15 protein-coding genes are annotated in these 14907 nt (G+C 64.4%); 12 read left to right on the top strand and 3 right to left on the bottom strand.

Features of this window, described 5'->3' with window-relative positions; genetic code table 11:
- The 11 genes from F3J45_RS08925 (at nucleotide 1) to F3J45_RS08875 (ending at nucleotide 8893) form a co-directional block, all read left to right on the top strand.
- Entirely contained in the window at nucleotides 1–648 is a 648-nt protein-coding gene (locus tag F3J45_RS08925) for a phospholipid-binding protein MlaC (protein WP_167060499.1), read from the top strand.
- The gene (locus F3J45_RS08920) at nucleotides 645–947 is read left to right on the top strand and encodes a lipid asymmetry maintenance protein MlaB (protein WP_167060496.1); all 303 of its coding nucleotides are present in this window, start codon (nucleotides 645–647) and stop codon (nucleotides 945–947) included. Before F3J45_RS08925 ends, F3J45_RS08920 begins: the two co-directional genes overlap by 4 nt.
- A gap of 118 nt (nucleotides 948–1065) precedes the next feature.
- Nucleotides 1066–1305 (top strand): BolA family protein, encoded by a 240-nt coding sequence (locus tag F3J45_RS08915; protein WP_167060493.1) that lies wholly within the window; start codon nucleotides 1066–1068, stop codon nucleotides 1303–1305.
- Between the two features lie 23 nt (nucleotides 1306–1328).
- Nucleotides 1329–2594, top strand: coding sequence for a UDP-N-acetylglucosamine 1-carboxyvinyltransferase (gene murA, locus F3J45_RS08910; RefSeq protein WP_167060490.1), 1266 nt, complete (start codon nucleotides 1329–1331; stop codon nucleotides 2592–2594).
- Nucleotides 2595–2687: 93 nt separating this feature from the next.
- Entirely contained in the window at nucleotides 2688–3323 is a 636-nt protein-coding gene (gene hisG, locus F3J45_RS08905; RefSeq protein WP_023382134.1) for an ATP phosphoribosyltransferase, read from the top strand.
- Between the two features lie 126 nt (nucleotides 3324–3449).
- Nucleotides 3450–4775 carry a histidinol dehydrogenase gene (gene hisD, locus F3J45_RS08900; RefSeq protein ID WP_167060487.1) on the top strand — a complete coding sequence of 442 codons (1326 nt, stop codon included), beginning with the start codon at nucleotides 3450–3452 and terminating at the stop codon, nucleotides 4773–4775.
- A gap of 2 nt (nucleotides 4776–4777) precedes the next feature.
- The gene (hisC, locus tag F3J45_RS08895) at nucleotides 4778–5827 is read left to right on the top strand and encodes a histidinol-phosphate transaminase (protein ID WP_167060484.1); all 1050 of its coding nucleotides are present in this window, start codon (nucleotides 4778–4780) and stop codon (nucleotides 5825–5827) included.
- Nucleotides 5828–6039: 212 nt separating this feature from the next.
- The gene (locus F3J45_RS08890) at nucleotides 6040–6690 is read left to right on the top strand and encodes a FadR/GntR family transcriptional regulator (protein WP_167060481.1); all 651 of its coding nucleotides are present in this window, start codon (nucleotides 6040–6042) and stop codon (nucleotides 6688–6690) included.
- Between the two features lie 13 nt (nucleotides 6691–6703).
- Nucleotides 6704–7966 (top strand): MFS transporter, encoded by a 1263-nt coding sequence (locus tag F3J45_RS08885; protein WP_167060478.1) that lies wholly within the window; start codon nucleotides 6704–6706, stop codon nucleotides 7964–7966.
- A 132-nt stretch (nucleotides 7967–8098) separates the two neighbouring features.
- Complete coding sequence (locus F3J45_RS08880; RefSeq protein WP_167060475.1) at nucleotides 8099–8569, top strand: nuclear transport factor 2 family protein; 471 nt, start codon at nucleotides 8099–8101, stop codon at nucleotides 8567–8569.
- Between the two features lie 18 nt (nucleotides 8570–8587).
- A complete protein-coding gene (locus F3J45_RS08875; RefSeq protein ID WP_167060472.1) occupies nucleotides 8588–8893 on the top strand; it encodes a GIY-YIG nuclease family protein in 306 nt (101 codons plus the stop codon).
- Between the two features lie 156 nt (nucleotides 8894–9049).
- Here the strand turns inward: F3J45_RS08875 and yejK are convergent, their stop codons facing one another.
- Complete coding sequence (gene yejK / locus F3J45_RS08870) at nucleotides 9050–10057, bottom strand: nucleoid-associated protein YejK (RefSeq protein WP_167060470.1); 1008 nt, start codon at nucleotides 10055–10057, stop codon at nucleotides 9050–9052.
- Between the two features lie 406 nt (nucleotides 10058–10463).
- On the opposite strand from yejK, the gene F3J45_RS08865 reads away from it, so the two are divergent.
- Nucleotides 10464–10745 (top strand): HU family DNA-binding protein, encoded by a 282-nt coding sequence (locus F3J45_RS08865; protein WP_167060467.1) that lies wholly within the window; start codon nucleotides 10464–10466, stop codon nucleotides 10743–10745.
- Between the two features lie 51 nt (nucleotides 10746–10796).
- Here F3J45_RS08865 and rlmF read toward each other — a convergent pair whose 3' ends face one another.
- Both rlmF and F3J45_RS08855 read right to left on the bottom strand, forming a co-directional pair.
- Nucleotides 10797–11747, bottom strand: coding sequence for a 23S rRNA (adenine(1618)-N(6))-methyltransferase RlmF (gene rlmF / locus F3J45_RS08860; RefSeq protein ID WP_167060464.1), 951 nt, complete (start codon nucleotides 11745–11747; stop codon nucleotides 10797–10799).
- Nucleotides 11748–11907: 160 nt separating this feature from the next.
- A complete protein-coding gene (locus F3J45_RS08855; protein ID WP_167060461.1) occupies nucleotides 11908–14754 on the bottom strand; it encodes a valine--tRNA ligase in 2847 nt (948 codons plus the stop codon).
- Nucleotides 14755–14907: the final 153 nt, after the last annotated feature.

Here is a 14907-nt window from a genome sequence, read left to right as displayed (position 1 = left end):
ATGATTTCGATCCTGCGACGTGGCCTGCTGGTGTTGCTGGCGGCCTTCCCCCTGATGGCACTGGCTGCGCAGTCGCCGCACGACGTGGTTCAGGGCACCACCACCGAACTGCTCAGCGACCTCAAGGCCAACAAGGAGCAGTACAAGGCCAACCCCAATGCCTTCTACGATGCGCTCAACCGCATCCTCGGCCCGGTGGTGGATGCCGACGGCATTTCCAAGAGCATCATGACCGTCAAGTATTCGCGCAATGCCACCCCAGCGCAGATGCAGCGCTTCCAGGAAAACTTCAAGCGCAGCCTGATGCAGTTCTATGGCAATGCGCTGCTGGAATACAACAACCAGGGCATCACCGTCGACCCGCCCAAGGCTGACGACGGCAAACGCGCCAGCGTTGGCATGAAGGTCACCGGCAACAATGGCGCGGTGTACCCGGTGCAGTACACCCTGGAAAACCTCGCCGGCGAGTGGAAGGTGCGTAACGTGATCGTCAACGGCATCAACATCGGCAAGCTGTTCCGCGACCAGTTCGCCGACGCCATGCAGCGCAACGGCAACAACCTGGACAAGACCATCGATGGCTGGGCCGGCGAAGTGGCCAAGGCCAAGCAAGCGGCGGACAGCTCGCCGGAGAAAACCGTCAAATGAGCGAGGCTGCCGTGAGCATGGCCGAGCCAGGCGTGCTGTGCCTGGCCGGCGTGCTGGATTACCGCAGCGGCCCGGGCCTGCGCAAGCAGGGCAAGGCGTTGATCGACGCCTGCCGGGAAACCCGGCTGGTGCTCGATTGTTCGGCGGTGGTGCGCTCCACCAGCGTCGGCCTGTCGCTGCTGCTGGCGTTCATCCGTGACGCCCAGGCGGCGGGCAAGGCCTGCGACGTGCGCGGCATGCCCGATGACATGCGGGAAATTGCCGAGGTCTATGACCTCGATGAGGTACTGGCGAGCTAATGGCTTGGCAGTGAAGAACAGCCCCTCGGTCGCGTGCCCCTTCGTTGGGCTTCGCAGGCGAGGGGCTTTTTTGTATGATGGCCGACCCGTGCGCATCGGGCGCCGATTGAGGTTGAGCATGCAGGCCGTAGAAGTTAAGAGCTTCCTTGAAGAGAAATTGCCGGGATCCCGGGTCGAAGTTGAGGGCGAAGGCTGCAACTTCCAGTTGAACGTGATCAGCGACGAGTTGGCTGGCCTGAGCCCGGTCAAGCGTCAGCAGGCGATCTATGCTCACCTGAATCCGTGGATCGCCAATGGCAGCATCCATGCGGTAACCATGAAATTTTTCAGCAGCGCAGTCTGGGCTGAGCGCACCTGAGCCAACATGGCGGCGAGACACCAATGGACAAACTGATTATTACTGGCGGCGCTCGTCTTGATGGCGAGATCCGCATTTCGGGCGCGAAGAACGCTGCCCTGCCGATCCTGGCGGCGACCCTGCTGGCCGATGGCCCGGTCACCGTGGGCAACCTGCCGCACCTGCACGACATCACCACCATGATCGAGCTGTTCGGGCGCATGGGCATCGAGCCTGTGATCGACGAAAAGCTGGCGGTGGAAATCGACCCGCGCACCATCAAGACCCTGGTCGCGCCGTACGAGCTGGTCAAGACCATGCGCGCCTCGATCCTGGTGCTCGGCCCCATGGTCGCACGCTTCGGCAAGGCCGAAGTCGCGCTGCCGGGCGGCTGCGCCATCGGCTCGCGCCCGGTCGACCTGCACATCCGCGGCCTTGAGGCCATGGGTGCGAAGATCGAAGTCGAAGGCGGCTACATCAAGGCCGAAGCCCCTGAAGGCGGCCTGCGCGGCGCGCAGTTCTTCTTCGACACCGTGAGCGTCACCGGCACCGAGAACATCATGATGGCCGCTGCCCTGGCCAAGGGCCGCAGCGTGCTGCAGAACGCCGCCCGCGAGCCTGAAGTGGTCGACCTGGCCAACTTCATCAATGCCATGGGCGGCAAGGTGCAGGGTGCTGGCACCGACACCATCACCATCGATGGCGTCGAGCGCCTGGGTTCGGCGCACTACCGCGTCATGCCCGACCGTATCGAAACCGGCACCTACCTGGTTGCCGCTGCCGTGACCGGTGGCCGCGTCAAGGTCAAGGACACCGACCCGACCATCCTCGAGGCGGTACTGGAAAAGCTCAAGGAAGCGGGCGCCGACATCACCACCGGCGAAGACTGGATCGAGCTGGACATGCACGGCAAGCGGCCAAAGGCCGTCAACCTGCGTACCGCGCCGTACCCGGCCTTCCCGACCGACATGCAGGCCCAGTTCATTTCCCTGAACGCCATTGCCGAAGGCACGGGCGCGGTCATCGAAACCATCTTCGAGAACCGCTTCATGCACGTGTACGAAATGCACCGCATGGGCGCGCAGATCCAGGTCGAGGGCAACACCGCCATCGTCACTGGCGTGCCGTCGCTCAAAGGTGCGCCGGTCATGGCCACCGACCTGCGTGCGTCCGCCAGCCTGGTGCTGTCGGCGCTGGTTGCCGAAGGCGACACGCTGATCGATCGCATCTACCACATCGACCGTGGTTACGAGTGCATCGAGGAAAAACTGCAGATGCTCGGCGCGAAAATCCGCCGCGTACCGGGCTAGTTGCCCGCGGGTGCAAGGACGCACCCTTCGAATTGAATGCGGTCGGGCGAAACACGCCCGGCCGGCAGTAGCCGCTTAAGGACCGACGTTCCAATGTTGACCATCGCGCTTTCCAAAGGCCGTATTCTCGACGATACCCTGCCGTTGCTGGCCGAGGCCGGTATCGTGCCTACCGAGAACCCGGACAAGAGCCGCAAGCTGATCATCCCCACCACGCAGGACGACGTGCGCCTGCTGATCGTGCGTGCCACCGACGTGCCGACCTATGTCGAGCATGGCGCCGCCGACCTCGGTGTGGCTGGCAAGGACGTGCTGATGGAGTACGGCGGCCAGGGCCTGTACGAACCGCTGGACCTGCAGATCGCCCGCTGCAAGCTGATGACCGCCGGCGTGGTTGGCGCGCCTGAGCCCAAGGGCCGCCTGCGCGTGGCCACCAAGTTCGTCAACGTAGCCAAGCGCTACTACGCCGAACAGGGCCGCCAGGTCGACATCATCAAGCTGTACGGCTCCATGGAGCTGGCCCCGCTGATCAACCTCGCCGACAAGATCATCGACGTGGTCGACACCGGCAACACCCTGCGTGCCAACGGCCTGGAGCCCCAGGAACTGATCGCCACGATCAGCTCGCGCCTGGTGGTCAACAAGGCCTCCATGAAAATGCAGCACGCCCGCATCCAAAGCCTGATCGACACGCTGCGCCAAGCAGTCGAATCACGACACCGCGGCTGACTCCTGAGCGCGGCCTCTGCTGCCGCGCCCGTCTATCCGCGTCATAGCCATTTTTCTCGGGTGCCCGCGCGGATGGACTGGTAGCCTAGGGCGCCTGAGCATTCGCTAATAATCGAGGCCCTCGCCATGACCGTGTCCACTGCAATTGCCCGTCTCAACGCCGCTGATCCGGATTTCGCCCGACATCTGGATCATCTGCTGAGCTGGGAAAGTGTGTCCGATGACGCGGTCAACCAGCGCGTGCTCGACATCATCAAGGCTGTGCGCGAGCGCGGCGATGCGGCGTTGGTGGAGTTCACCCAGCGTTTCGATGGCGTCGATGCCCAGTCGATCAACGACCTGATCCTGGGCCGCGAGCGCCTGGAACTGGCCCTGACCCGGATCACCCCGGCCCAGCGTGAAGCCCTGGAAAAAGCCGCCAACCGCGTGCGTGTGTACCACGAGCGGCAGAAGCAGGACTCCTGGCAATACACCGAAGCCGATGGCACCGTGCTTGGCCAGAAGGTCACCCCGCTGGACCGTGCCGGCCTGTACGTGCCGGGTGGCAAGGCGTCGTACCCCTCGTCGGTGCTGATGAACGCCATCCCGGCCAAGGTAGCCGGCGTGGCCGAAGTGGTGATGGTAGTGCCGACCCCGCGTGGCGAAATCAACGAGCTGGTGCTGGCGGCAGCCTGCATCGCCGGGGTCGACCGGGTGTTCACCGTGGGCGGCGCCCAGGCTGTTGCGGCATTGGCCTATGGCACCGATAGCGTGCCTCAGGTGGACAAGATCGTCGGCCCGGGCAACATCTACGTGGCCACCGCCAAGCGCCATGTGTTCGGCCAGGTGGGTATCGACATGATCGCCGGCCCGTCGGAAATCCTCGTGGTGTGCGATGGCCAGACCGACCCGGACTGGATCGCCATGGACCTGTTCTCCCAGGCTGAACACGACGAAGACGCCCAGGCCATTCTGGTCAGCCCGGATGCCGCGTTCCTCGACCGCGTGGCTGCCAGCATCGACAAGCTGCTGCCGACCATGGAACGTGCCGAAATCATCGAGAAGTCGGTCAACGGCCGTGGCGCGCTGATTCAGGTGCGTGACATGCAGCAGGCCATCGAAGTCGCCAACCGCATCGCCCCCGAGCACCTGGAGCTGTCGGTCGCCGACCCGCAGGCCTGGTTGCCGCACATTCGCCACGCCGGTGCGATCTTCATGGGCCGCCATACCAGCGAAGCGCTGGGCGACTACTGCGCCGGCCCCAACCACGTGCTGCCAACCTCCGGCACTGCGCGCTTCTCGTCGCCGCTGGGGGTGTATGACTTCCAGAAGCGTTCGTCGATTATCTTCTGCTCCGAGCAGGGCGCGTCGGAGCTGGGCCACACCGCATCGATCCTGGCCCGCGGCGAGTCGCTGACCGCCCACGCCCGCAGTGCCGAATACCGTATCCTGACCCAAGACAAGGGGAACTGAGCATGAGTCGATTCTGGAGCCCCTTCGTCAAGGACCTCGTGCCTTACGTCCCGGGCGAGCAACCCAAGCTGGCCCGCCTGGTCAAGCTGAACACCAACGAGAACCCCTACGGCCCGTCGCCCAAGGCGCTGGAAGCCATGCGCGGCGAGCTGAACGACAACCTGCGCCTGTACCCGGACCCCAACGGCGACCGGCTCAAGCAGGCAGTGGCCGACTACTATGGCGTCACCCCGGCCCAGGTGTTCGTCGGCAATGGCTCGGACGAGGTGCTGGCGCACATCTTCCACGGCCTGTTCCAGCACGCCCAAGGCCCGCTGCTGTTCCCGGATGTCAGCTACAGCTTCTACCCGGTGTACTGCGGCCTGTACGGTATTCCGTTCGAGCAGGTGGCGCTGGACGAGCAGTTCCAGATCCACGTTGCCGACTACAGCAAGCCCAATGCCGGGATCATCTTCCCCAACCCCAACGCGCCAACGGGTTGCCTGCTGCCGCTCGAAGCCGTCGAGCAACTGCTGCAGGCCAACCGTGACTCGGTGGTGGTGGTGGACGAGGCCTATATCGATTTCGGCGGTGAAACGGCCATCGGCCTGGTGGACCGCTACGACAACCTGCTGGTGACCCAGACCCTGTCCAAGTCGCGTTCGCTGGCAGGCCTGCGTGTTGGCCTGGCAGTCGGCCACCCAGACCTGATCGAGGCGCTGGAGCGGATCAAGAACAGCTTCAACTCCTACCCGCTGGACCGTATGGCAATCGTGGGTGCGGCCGTGGCCTTCGAGGACCAGGCGTATTTCGAGGAAACCTGCCGCAAGGTGATCGACAGCCGCGAGGCGCTGGTCGAGCAGCTGGTTGCCAAGGGCTTCGAGGTACTGCCTTCGGCGGCCAACTTCATCTTCGCCCGCCACCCGCAGCAGGATGCGGCGCAACTGGCTGCGCGGCTGCGTGAGCAGGGCGTGATCGTGCGCCACTTCAAGCAGCAGCGGATCGCCCAGTTCCTGCGCATCACCATCGGTACGCCAGAGATGAACCAGGCGCTGATCGACGCGCTGAGCTAACCCACGCCCGGTGATGTACCGGTAGGAGCGAGCGCAGCTCGCGATGCGGTGCCACAGGCAGGTTGCTAGTTTGAAGCCTGTTGCGCCTGTTCGATCGCATCGCGAGCTTTGCTCGCTCCTACGGGGTTTTGGCGCGCAGGCGTCACCTGAATTGATGTAAACGTGGGGTTCGATTAAGCTGCAGCAATTCATCGGATGATTGGTTGAATTGCATGAACACAGAAGTCACCCGCCGATCCCTGGTGGAATTGGCCGTGGAGCGCATGCGTGAACGCATCCTCCAGGGCGACTGGCAGGTCGGGCAGCGCCTGCCCACCGAGCCTGAACTGGCCCTGCAGCTGGGCATCAGCCGCAACACCGTGCGCGAAGCCATGCGGGTGCTGGCCTTCGCCGGCCTGGTGGAAATCCGCCAGGGCGACGGCAGCTACCTGCGCACCAGCCAAGACCCACTGCAGGCGGTGCAGGCCATGGCGCGCTGCACGCTGGAGCAGGCCCGGGAAACCCGGCATATCCTCGAAACCGAGGCCATCGGCCTTGCCGCCTTGCGCCGTACCGAGGCCGACCTGCAAGGGCTGCGCGCCGCACTGGCCGGCAGTGGCGAGCATTTTCACGGTGACGTCGATGCCTATGTGACCTGCGACCTGGTGTTTCACCAGCGGCTGATCGATGCCGCGCACAACCCGGCCCTGAGCGAGCTGTACCGCTACTTCTCCGGGGTGGTCGCCAGCGCGCTGCAGCACAACATGGCCACTGTTCCGCGCTGCCAGGCAACCTTCGACCTGCACGGGCAGATCGTCGACGCCATCGAGCAGCGTGACCCACAGCGGGCCAAGCAGCTGAGCCGTACCCTCATCGAATCCTGACCACGAGAAAAGCATGTCTGAATCCATCACCCGCGAGCGCGAGCTCGACCCCTTGCTGATCGATGCCGAGGCCGACGATGCCCAGGTGCAGGCTACCGTGCAGCGCGTACGGCCCTGGTTGCTGCTGCTGGGCCTGGTGCTGGTGGCGCTGAACCTGCGCCCGGCGCTATCGAGCATGGCGCCGGTGCTTGGCCTGGTGTCCGAAGGGCTGGGGCTTAGCGCGTCGCAGGCCGGCTTGCTGACCACCTTGCCGGTGCTTTGCCTGGGCCTGTTCGCGCCCCTGGCGCCGCTGCTGGCGCGGCGTTTTGGCAGCGAGCGGGTGATTCTTGGCATTCTCCTGGTCCTGGCCCTGGGCATTGTCGTGCGCAGCACGCTGGGCGAGGCAGGGGTGTTCATCGGCAGCATCATGGCCGGCGCGAGCATCGGCATCATCGGTGTGTTGTTGCCGGGTATCGTCAAGCGCGACTTCCCCCGGCATGCCGGGACCCTCACCGGCGTGTACACCATGGCCCTGTGCCTGGGCGCCGCCATGGCAGCCGGCGCCACCGTGCCGCTGACCCAGCACTTCGAAGGCAGCTGGGCGCTGGGCCTGGGCTTCTGGATGATCCCGGCGCTGCTGGCGATGCTCGTCTGGTTGCCCCAGGCACGGCAGGGCCATGGCCTGCACAAGGCGGCTTACCGCGTGCGCGGGCTGTGGCGCGACCCGTTGGCCTGGCAGGTAACCCTGTACATGGGCCTGCAGTCGTCGCTGGCGTACATCGTGTTCGGCTGGCTGCCCTCGATTCTGATTGGCCGTGGCCTGAGCCCCACCGAGGCGGGGTTGGTGCTGTCCGGCTCGGTGATCGTGCAACTGGCCAGTTCCCTGGCCGCGCCGTGGCTGGCGACGCGGGGCAAGGACCAACGGCTGGCCATCGTGGTGGTGATGCTGGTGACCCTGGCCGGGTTGTTCGGTTGCCTGTATGCGCCGCTGTCCGGGTTGTGGGGCTGGGCAGTGGTGCTGGGGCTGGGGCAGGGCGGCACCTTTGCCCTGGCGCTGACCCTGATCGTGTTGCGTTCCAAGGATGCCCATGTGGCGGCGAACCTGTCGAGCATGGCCCAGGGCGTGGGTTATACCCTGGCGTCCATGGGGCCGTTCGCGGTAGGGCTGGTGCATGACCTCACCGGCGGCTGGGCGGCGTTGGGCTGGATCTTTGCGGTGCTCGGGGTGGGGGCCATCGTGTTTGGCCTGGGCGCCGGGCGGGCGTTGCATGTGCAGGTGACCAGCGAGAAGGTTTGACATTGTGGGTGGTTTTGCCGGCCCTTTCGCGGGGCAAGCCCGCTCCTACAGGAGCGAAGAGGCCGGTACTGGCTAATCCATACGCGGCAGATTATCGTGCAGCTTCCCACTTGCCAGGAACGGACCTGCCCCATGAGCGACGCCAACCGTGAGCTGATCACCCGCTTCTACCAGGCCTTCCAGCGCCTGGATGCCGAGGCCATGGTGGCCTGCTACAGCGACGATATCGCATTCAGCGACCCGGTGTTCGGCACCTTGCGCGGCCGCGATGCCGGCGACATGTGGCGCATGCTCTGCGCGCGCGCCAAGGATTTCTCGTTGACCTTCGACAGCATTCGCGCCGATGAGCGCGGTGGCGCTGCCCACTGGGTGGCTACCTACCTGTTCAGCCAGACTGGCCGCACCGTGGTCAACGATATCCAGGCCCGCTTCGTGTTCCGCGATGGCCTGATCTGCCAGCATGACGACAGCTTCGACCTGTGGCGCTGGTCGCGTCAGGCCCTGGGCGCGCCGGGGGTATTGCTGGGCTGGTCGCCGATGTTGCAGAACAAGGTGCGCCAGCAGGCCTTCAAGGGGCTGCGTGCGTTCCAGCAGGCCAGCTGAGCGGTTAAGCTGTCGGCCATGAACACGGTCAACGAAACTGCCCCCACCCCAGTGTGCAAGCCCTGGTACGTCTACCTGGTGCGCGCAGCCAACGGCTCGCTGTACTGCGGCATCAGCGATGACCCGCAACGTCGGTTCATCGCCCATCAGAAAGGGCAGGGCGCCCGCTACTTCAAGACCAGCCCGGCGCAGGCGCTGGTGTATGTGGAGCAGTGGCCAGACAAGGGCGAGGCGCTGCGCCAGGAGCGCCTGGTGAAGAAGTTGCGCAAGTCGGCCAAGGAGGCGCTGGTGACCTCCTATGGGGCCTTGGCGGGTAGCGGTTAGGGCCGCTCGTGCAGGGAACATTGCACGCATGCGCGCCCCTGTAGGAGCGGGCTTGCCCCGCGAACACCGGCGAAGCCGGTGCCACGTACCGCGTCGCCTGCTTCGCGGGGCAAGCCCGCTCCTACAGAAATCTACCTTAAATCAGACAGTTACGATTCAGTCTTTGCGGCGCTTGAGCTGATCCACCAGGGTGGTCGGCAGGCCCTTGATGATCAAGGTGCCAGCCGCTTCGTCATATTCCACCTTGTCGCCCAGCAGGTGGGCTTCGAAGCTGATCGACAGGCCTTCGGCGCGCCCGGTGAAGCGGCGGAACTGGTTGAGCGTGCGTTTGTCCGCAGGAATCTCCGGCGACAGGCCGTAGTCCTTGTTGCGGATGTGGTCATAGAAGGCCTTGGGGCGGTCCTCGTCGATCAGGCTGGACAGCTCTTCGAGCGTCACCGGCTCACCCAGCTTGGTCTGGGTGGTGGCGTACTCGACCAGGGTCTGGGTTTTCTCGCGGGCGGATTCTTCCGGCAGGTCCTCGCTCTCGACGAAATCACTGAAGGCCTTGAGCAGGGTACGGGTTTCACCCGGGCCGTCGACGCCCTCCTGGCAGCCGATGAAGTCGCGGAAGTAGTCCGACACCTTCTTGCCGTTCTTGCCCTTGATGAACGAGATGTACTGCTTGGAGTTCGGGTTGTTCTTCCACTCCGAGAGGTTGATGCGCGCTGCCAGGTGCAACTGGCCGAGGTCGAGGTGGCGCGAGGGCATCACGTCCAGCTCGGCGTTTACCGCCACGCCTTCGCTGTGGTGCAGCAGGGCAATCGCCAGGTACTCGGTCATGCCCTGCTGGTAGTGGGCGAAGAGGATGTGGCCGCCGGTGGAGAGGTTGGACTCCTCCATCAGCTTCTGCAGGTGTTCGACGGCTTGGCGGCTGAACCCGGTGAAGTCTTTTTCGGCGTCCAGGTACTGCTTCAGCCAGCCGCTCAGCGGGTAGGCGCCGGACTCGCCGTGGAACAGCCCCCAGGCCTTGCCTTGCTTGGCGTTGTAGCTGTCGTTGAGGTCGGCCAGCAGGTTTTCGATGGCATCCGATGCGCCCAGCTCGGAGTCACGGGCATGCAGCACAGCGGGGCTGCCATCGGGCTTCTTGTCGATCAGGTGGACGATGCAATGACGGATTGGCATGAAGTTCTCGGTGCGTCTGAGCGGGCTGGGGCGGCCGGGTTGTGCCGCGCTGCAAAAGTCGTTCAGTTTACCCCAGACCACAGGGGGTGCAGTGGCCGGATGTTGGCGGAAATGCCGGTTGTTCGTTTTTTGTTCAAATTTGTGGCTTTTCGGCTGAAACCCCCGAAAAACCTGCACTAAATCGAAGCCGGTAGCGGATATTTATCCATTCCTGTGGTAGCTTTGCGCGGTCTTGCGCCCCCCGTGTGGCGCATTGCTGGCAGCGCGCTCATGCCGTGTCGAACCAAACGCCAATTTGCGTATCTACATGCGCGATTGGCGCGGCCCTCCAGAATTCAGGGGCTGGCCCGATAACGTCGTAGCACGCTGCATAACTACCTGAATTTGATAGGGAAGGAACACCACCATGGCATTGACCAAAGACCAACTGATTGCCGACATCGCCGAATCGATCGACGCGCCAAAAACCACCGCTCGCGCTGCCCTGGAGCAACTGGGCCAGATCGTAGCCGACCAACTGGAAAACGGCGCTGAAATCACCCTGCCAGGCATCGGCAAGCTGAAAGTCTCCGAGCGTCCTGCCCGTACCGGCCGCAACCCTTCGACTGGCGCTGCCATCGAAATCGCTGCCAAGAAAGTCGTCAAGTTCGTTCCTGCCAAAGTGCTGAACGATTCCATCAACAAGTAATTGTTGATGCGTTGACCAAAACCGCGCCCGGCTTGCCCGGGCGCGGTTTTTTCATGCCTGCGATTTACGCAGCAGGTGCCAGGCCTGGCGTGCCTCGGTATCCGCGAAGCTCCAGGCAACCATGCGGCTTTGCTTTTGCCCCTGGCCCATCTCGACGATACGCACGGCCTGGGCGCCGGCTTTCTTCAGCGCCGCCTCGATGCCGGGCAGGTTGCTGGCCTTGGACACCAGGCTGGTGAACCACAGCACTTGCCGGGCGAACTGCGCGCTTTCCTCGACCAGTTGGCTGACGAAGCGAATCTCGCCACCTTCGCACCACAGCTCATTGTTCTGCCCGCCAAAGTTCAGCACGGGCAGCTTGCGCTTGGGGTCTTGCTTGCCAAGGTTCTTCCACTTGCGCTGGCTGCCCCGGGTGGCCTCTTCGCGCGAGGCGTGGAAGGGCGGGTTGCACAAGGTGAGGTCGAAGCGTTCATCCTCGTGCAGCAGGCCGCCAAGGATATGCTTGCGGTTGGCTTGCTGGCGCAGGGCGATGGCCTTGCCCAGGCCGTTGGCTTGGACGATGGCCTTGGCCGAGGCCAGGGCCACCGGGTCGATGTCCGAGCCCAGGAAGCGCCAGCGGTAGTCGCTATGGCCCAGCAGCGGGTAGATGCAGTTGGCGCCCACGCCGATGTCCAGTGCGCGCACCTGGGCGCCCTTGGGGATCTCGCCGGCGTTGTCCTCGGCCAGCAGGTCGGCGGCGACGTGCAGGTAGTCGGCGCGGCCGGGAATCGGTGGGCACAGGTAGTCGGCGGGGATGTCCCAGTGCTGGATGCCGTATTGGGCCTTGAGCAGGGCACGGTTGAACACGCGCACGGCTTCGGGGTTGGCGAAGTCGATGCTGGGTTTGCCGTGGGGGTTGGTAATGGTGAAGCGGGCCAGGTCAGGGTGGGCCTTGATCAGGCTGGGGAAGTCGTAGCGGCCCTGGTGGCGGTTGCGCGGGTGCAGGGTGGGTTTGGTGGTCATGGTGAGGTCCGGTGTTGCAGGCCGAGGGGCTGCTGTGCAGCCCCTTCGCGGCACAAGGCCGCTCCTACAGGATAGCGGCGCCTGATCTACCGGCGCCGTCCCTGTAGGAGCGGCCTTGTGCCGCGAAAGGGCCGCGCCGCGGCCCCATCGGTCTTAATGATTACAGCGCTGCAATCCGCGCATGCTGCTCGGTGAAGTTGGCCAGGGCCTGTTCCGACTCGGCCAGCTTGGCGCGTTCCTTCTCGATCACCGCAGGCGGTGCCTTGTCGACGAAGGCGGCGTTGGACAGCTTGCCGCCGACACGCTGAACCTCACCCTGCAGACGCTGGATTTCCTTGTTCAGGCGCGCAAGCTCGGCATCCTTGTCGATCAGCCCGGCCATCGGTACCAGCACCTGCAGGTCACCGACCAGGGCAGTGGCCGACAGCGGCGCTTCGTCGGCGTCGCCCAGCACGGTGAACGACTCGACCTTGGCCAGTTTCTTCAGCAGTGCCTCGTTTTCCTGCAGGCGGCGCTGGTCGTCGGCGTTGGCGTTCTTCAGGAACAGCGGCAGCGGCTTGCCTGGGCCGATGTTCATTTCGGCGCGGATGTTGCGCAGGCCGACCATCAGCTCCTTGAGCCACTCGATGTCACCTTCGGCAGCGGCATCGATGCGGCTTTCATTGGCCACTGGCCATGGCTGCAGCATGATGGTCTTGCCTTCGATACCGGCCAGCGGCGCGATGCGCTGCCAGATTTCCTCGGTGATGAATGGCATGAACGGGTGCGCCAGGCGCAGGGCAACTTCCAGCACGCGCACCAGGGTACGGCGGGTGCCGCGGGCACGTTCGACCGGGGCGTTCTCGTCCCACAGTACCGGCTTGGACAGCTCCAGGTACCAGTCGCAGTATTGGTTCCAGATGAACTCGTACAGCGCCTGGCTGGCCAGGTCGAAGCGGAACTGCTCAAGCTGGCGGGTCACTTCGGCTTCGGTGCGCTGCAGCTGCGAGATGATCCAGCGGTCAGCCAGCGACAGCTCGTAGGCTTCGCCGTTCTGGCCGCAGTCCTCGCCCTTGTCCAGCACGTAACGGGCGGCGTTCCAGATCTTGTTGCAGAAGTTGCGGTAGCCTTCGACGCGGCCCATGTCGAACTTGATGTCGCGGCCGGTGGAGGCCAGCGAGCAGAAAGTGAAGCGCAGGGCGTCGGTGCCGTAGCTGGCGATACCTTCCGGGAACTCGGCCTTGGTCTGCTTGGCGATCTTCTCGGCAAGCTTGGGCTGCATCATGCCGCTGGTGCGTTTTTCCAGCAGGGCGTCGAGGGTGATGCCGTCGACGATGTCCAGCGGGTCGAGCACGTTGCCCTTGGACTTGGACATCTTCTGGCCCTGGCCGTCGCGCACCAGGCCGTGCACGTACACGGTCTTGAACGGCACTTGCGGGGTGCCGTCCTCGTTCTTGATCAGGTGCATGGTCAGCATGATCATGCGCGCAACCCAGAAGAAGATGATGTCGAAGCCGGTCACCAGTACGTCGGTGGAGTGGAACTTCTTGAGGAACTCGGTTTGTTCCGGCCAGCCCAGGGTGGAGAAGGTCCACAGGCCCGAGCTGAACCAGGTGTCGAGCACGTCGTCGTCCTGGCGCAGGGTCACGTCGCTGCCCAGGTTGTGCTTGGCGCGCACTTCTTGCTCGTTGCGCCCGACATAGACCTGGCCGGCCTCGTCGTACCAGGCCGGGATGCGGTGGCCCCACCACAGCTGGCGGCTGATGCACCAGTCCTGGATGTCGCGCATCCAGGAGAAGTACATGTTCTCGTACTGCTTGGGCACGAACTGGATACGGCCGTCTTCCACGGCGGCGATGGCAGGCTCGGCCAGCGGCTTGGTGGAAACGTACCACTGGTCGGTCAGCCACGGCTCGATGACCGTGCCCGAACGGTCGCCCTTCGGCACTTTCAGGGCATGGTCGTCGATGCTGACCAGCAGGCCCTGGGCGTCCAGGTCGGCGACGATCTGCTTACGCGCCACGAAGCGGTCGAGGCCGGCGTACTGGGCGGGCAGGGTGGTGTCGAACTGCTCGTTGACGCTGCCGTCGAGGTTGAAGGCCTGGGCGGCGGACAGCACCAGGGCGTTCTTGTCGAAGATGTTGAGCAGCGGCAGGTTGTGGCGCTTGCCGACTTCGTAGTCGTTGAAGTCGTGGGCCGGGGTGATCTTCACGCAGCCGGTGCCGAACTCAGGGTCGCAGTAGTCGTCGGCGATGATCGGAATGCGACGGCCAACCAGCGGCAACTCGACGAACTTGCCGATCAGCGCCTGGTAGCGCTCGTCGGTTGGGTTGACGGCGACGGCGGCGTCACCGAGCAGGGTTTCCGGACGGGTGGTGGCGACCACCAGGTGGTCCTTGCCTTCGGCGGTCTTGGCGCCGTCGGCCAGCGGGTAGCGCAGGTTCCACAGGTGGCCCTTCTCGTCGTGGTTTTCCACTTCGAGGTCGGAGATGGCCGTGTGCAGCTTGGTGTCCCAGTTGACCAGGCGCTTGCCGCGGTAGATCAGGCCGTCTTCGTGCAGGCGCACGAACGCTTCCTTGACGGCCTCGGACAGGCCGTCGTCCATGGTGAAGCGTTCGCGGCTCCAGTCTACCGAGGAGCCCAGGCGGCGGATCTGGCGGCTGATGTTGCCACCGGACTGATCCTTCCACTCCCAGACTTTTTCCAGGAACTTGTCACGGCCCAGGTCGTGGCGGTTCTGGCCCTTGGCTTCGAGCTGGCGCTCGACCAGCATCTGGGTGGCGATACCGGCGTGGTCGGTGCCTGGCTGCCACAGGGTGTCGCGGCCTTGCATGCGGCGGAAACGGATCAGGGCGTCCATGATCGCGTTGTTGAAGCCGTGGCCCATGTGCAGGCTGCCCGTCACGTTCGGTGGCGGGATCATGATGGTGTAGGACTCACCTGCACCTTGTGGAGCGAAATAGTTTTCGGACTCCCAGGTGTTGTACCAGGAAGTTTCGATAGCGTGCGGCTGGTAGGTCTTATCCATGCGCGGCGGGACCCTGTGCATTTATTCGGGAAAGCCGGGAAGTATAACCAAGCTGGGGGGTTGAGGCGACAGCCGCTGGGGCTGCTTTGCAGCCCATTCGCGGCACAAGGCCGCTCCTACAAGGGCATGGCGGTGCCTGCAGGAGCGGCCTCG

This window comes from Pantoea sp. Ap-967 (genome assembly GCF_011752565.1).
GTDB lineage: Bacteria > Pseudomonadota > Gammaproteobacteria > Pseudomonadales > Pseudomonadaceae > Aquipseudomonas.
The sequence above is the reverse complement of the archived record's forward strand: the minus strand, read 5'-3'. Positions and strand labels throughout refer to the sequence as shown.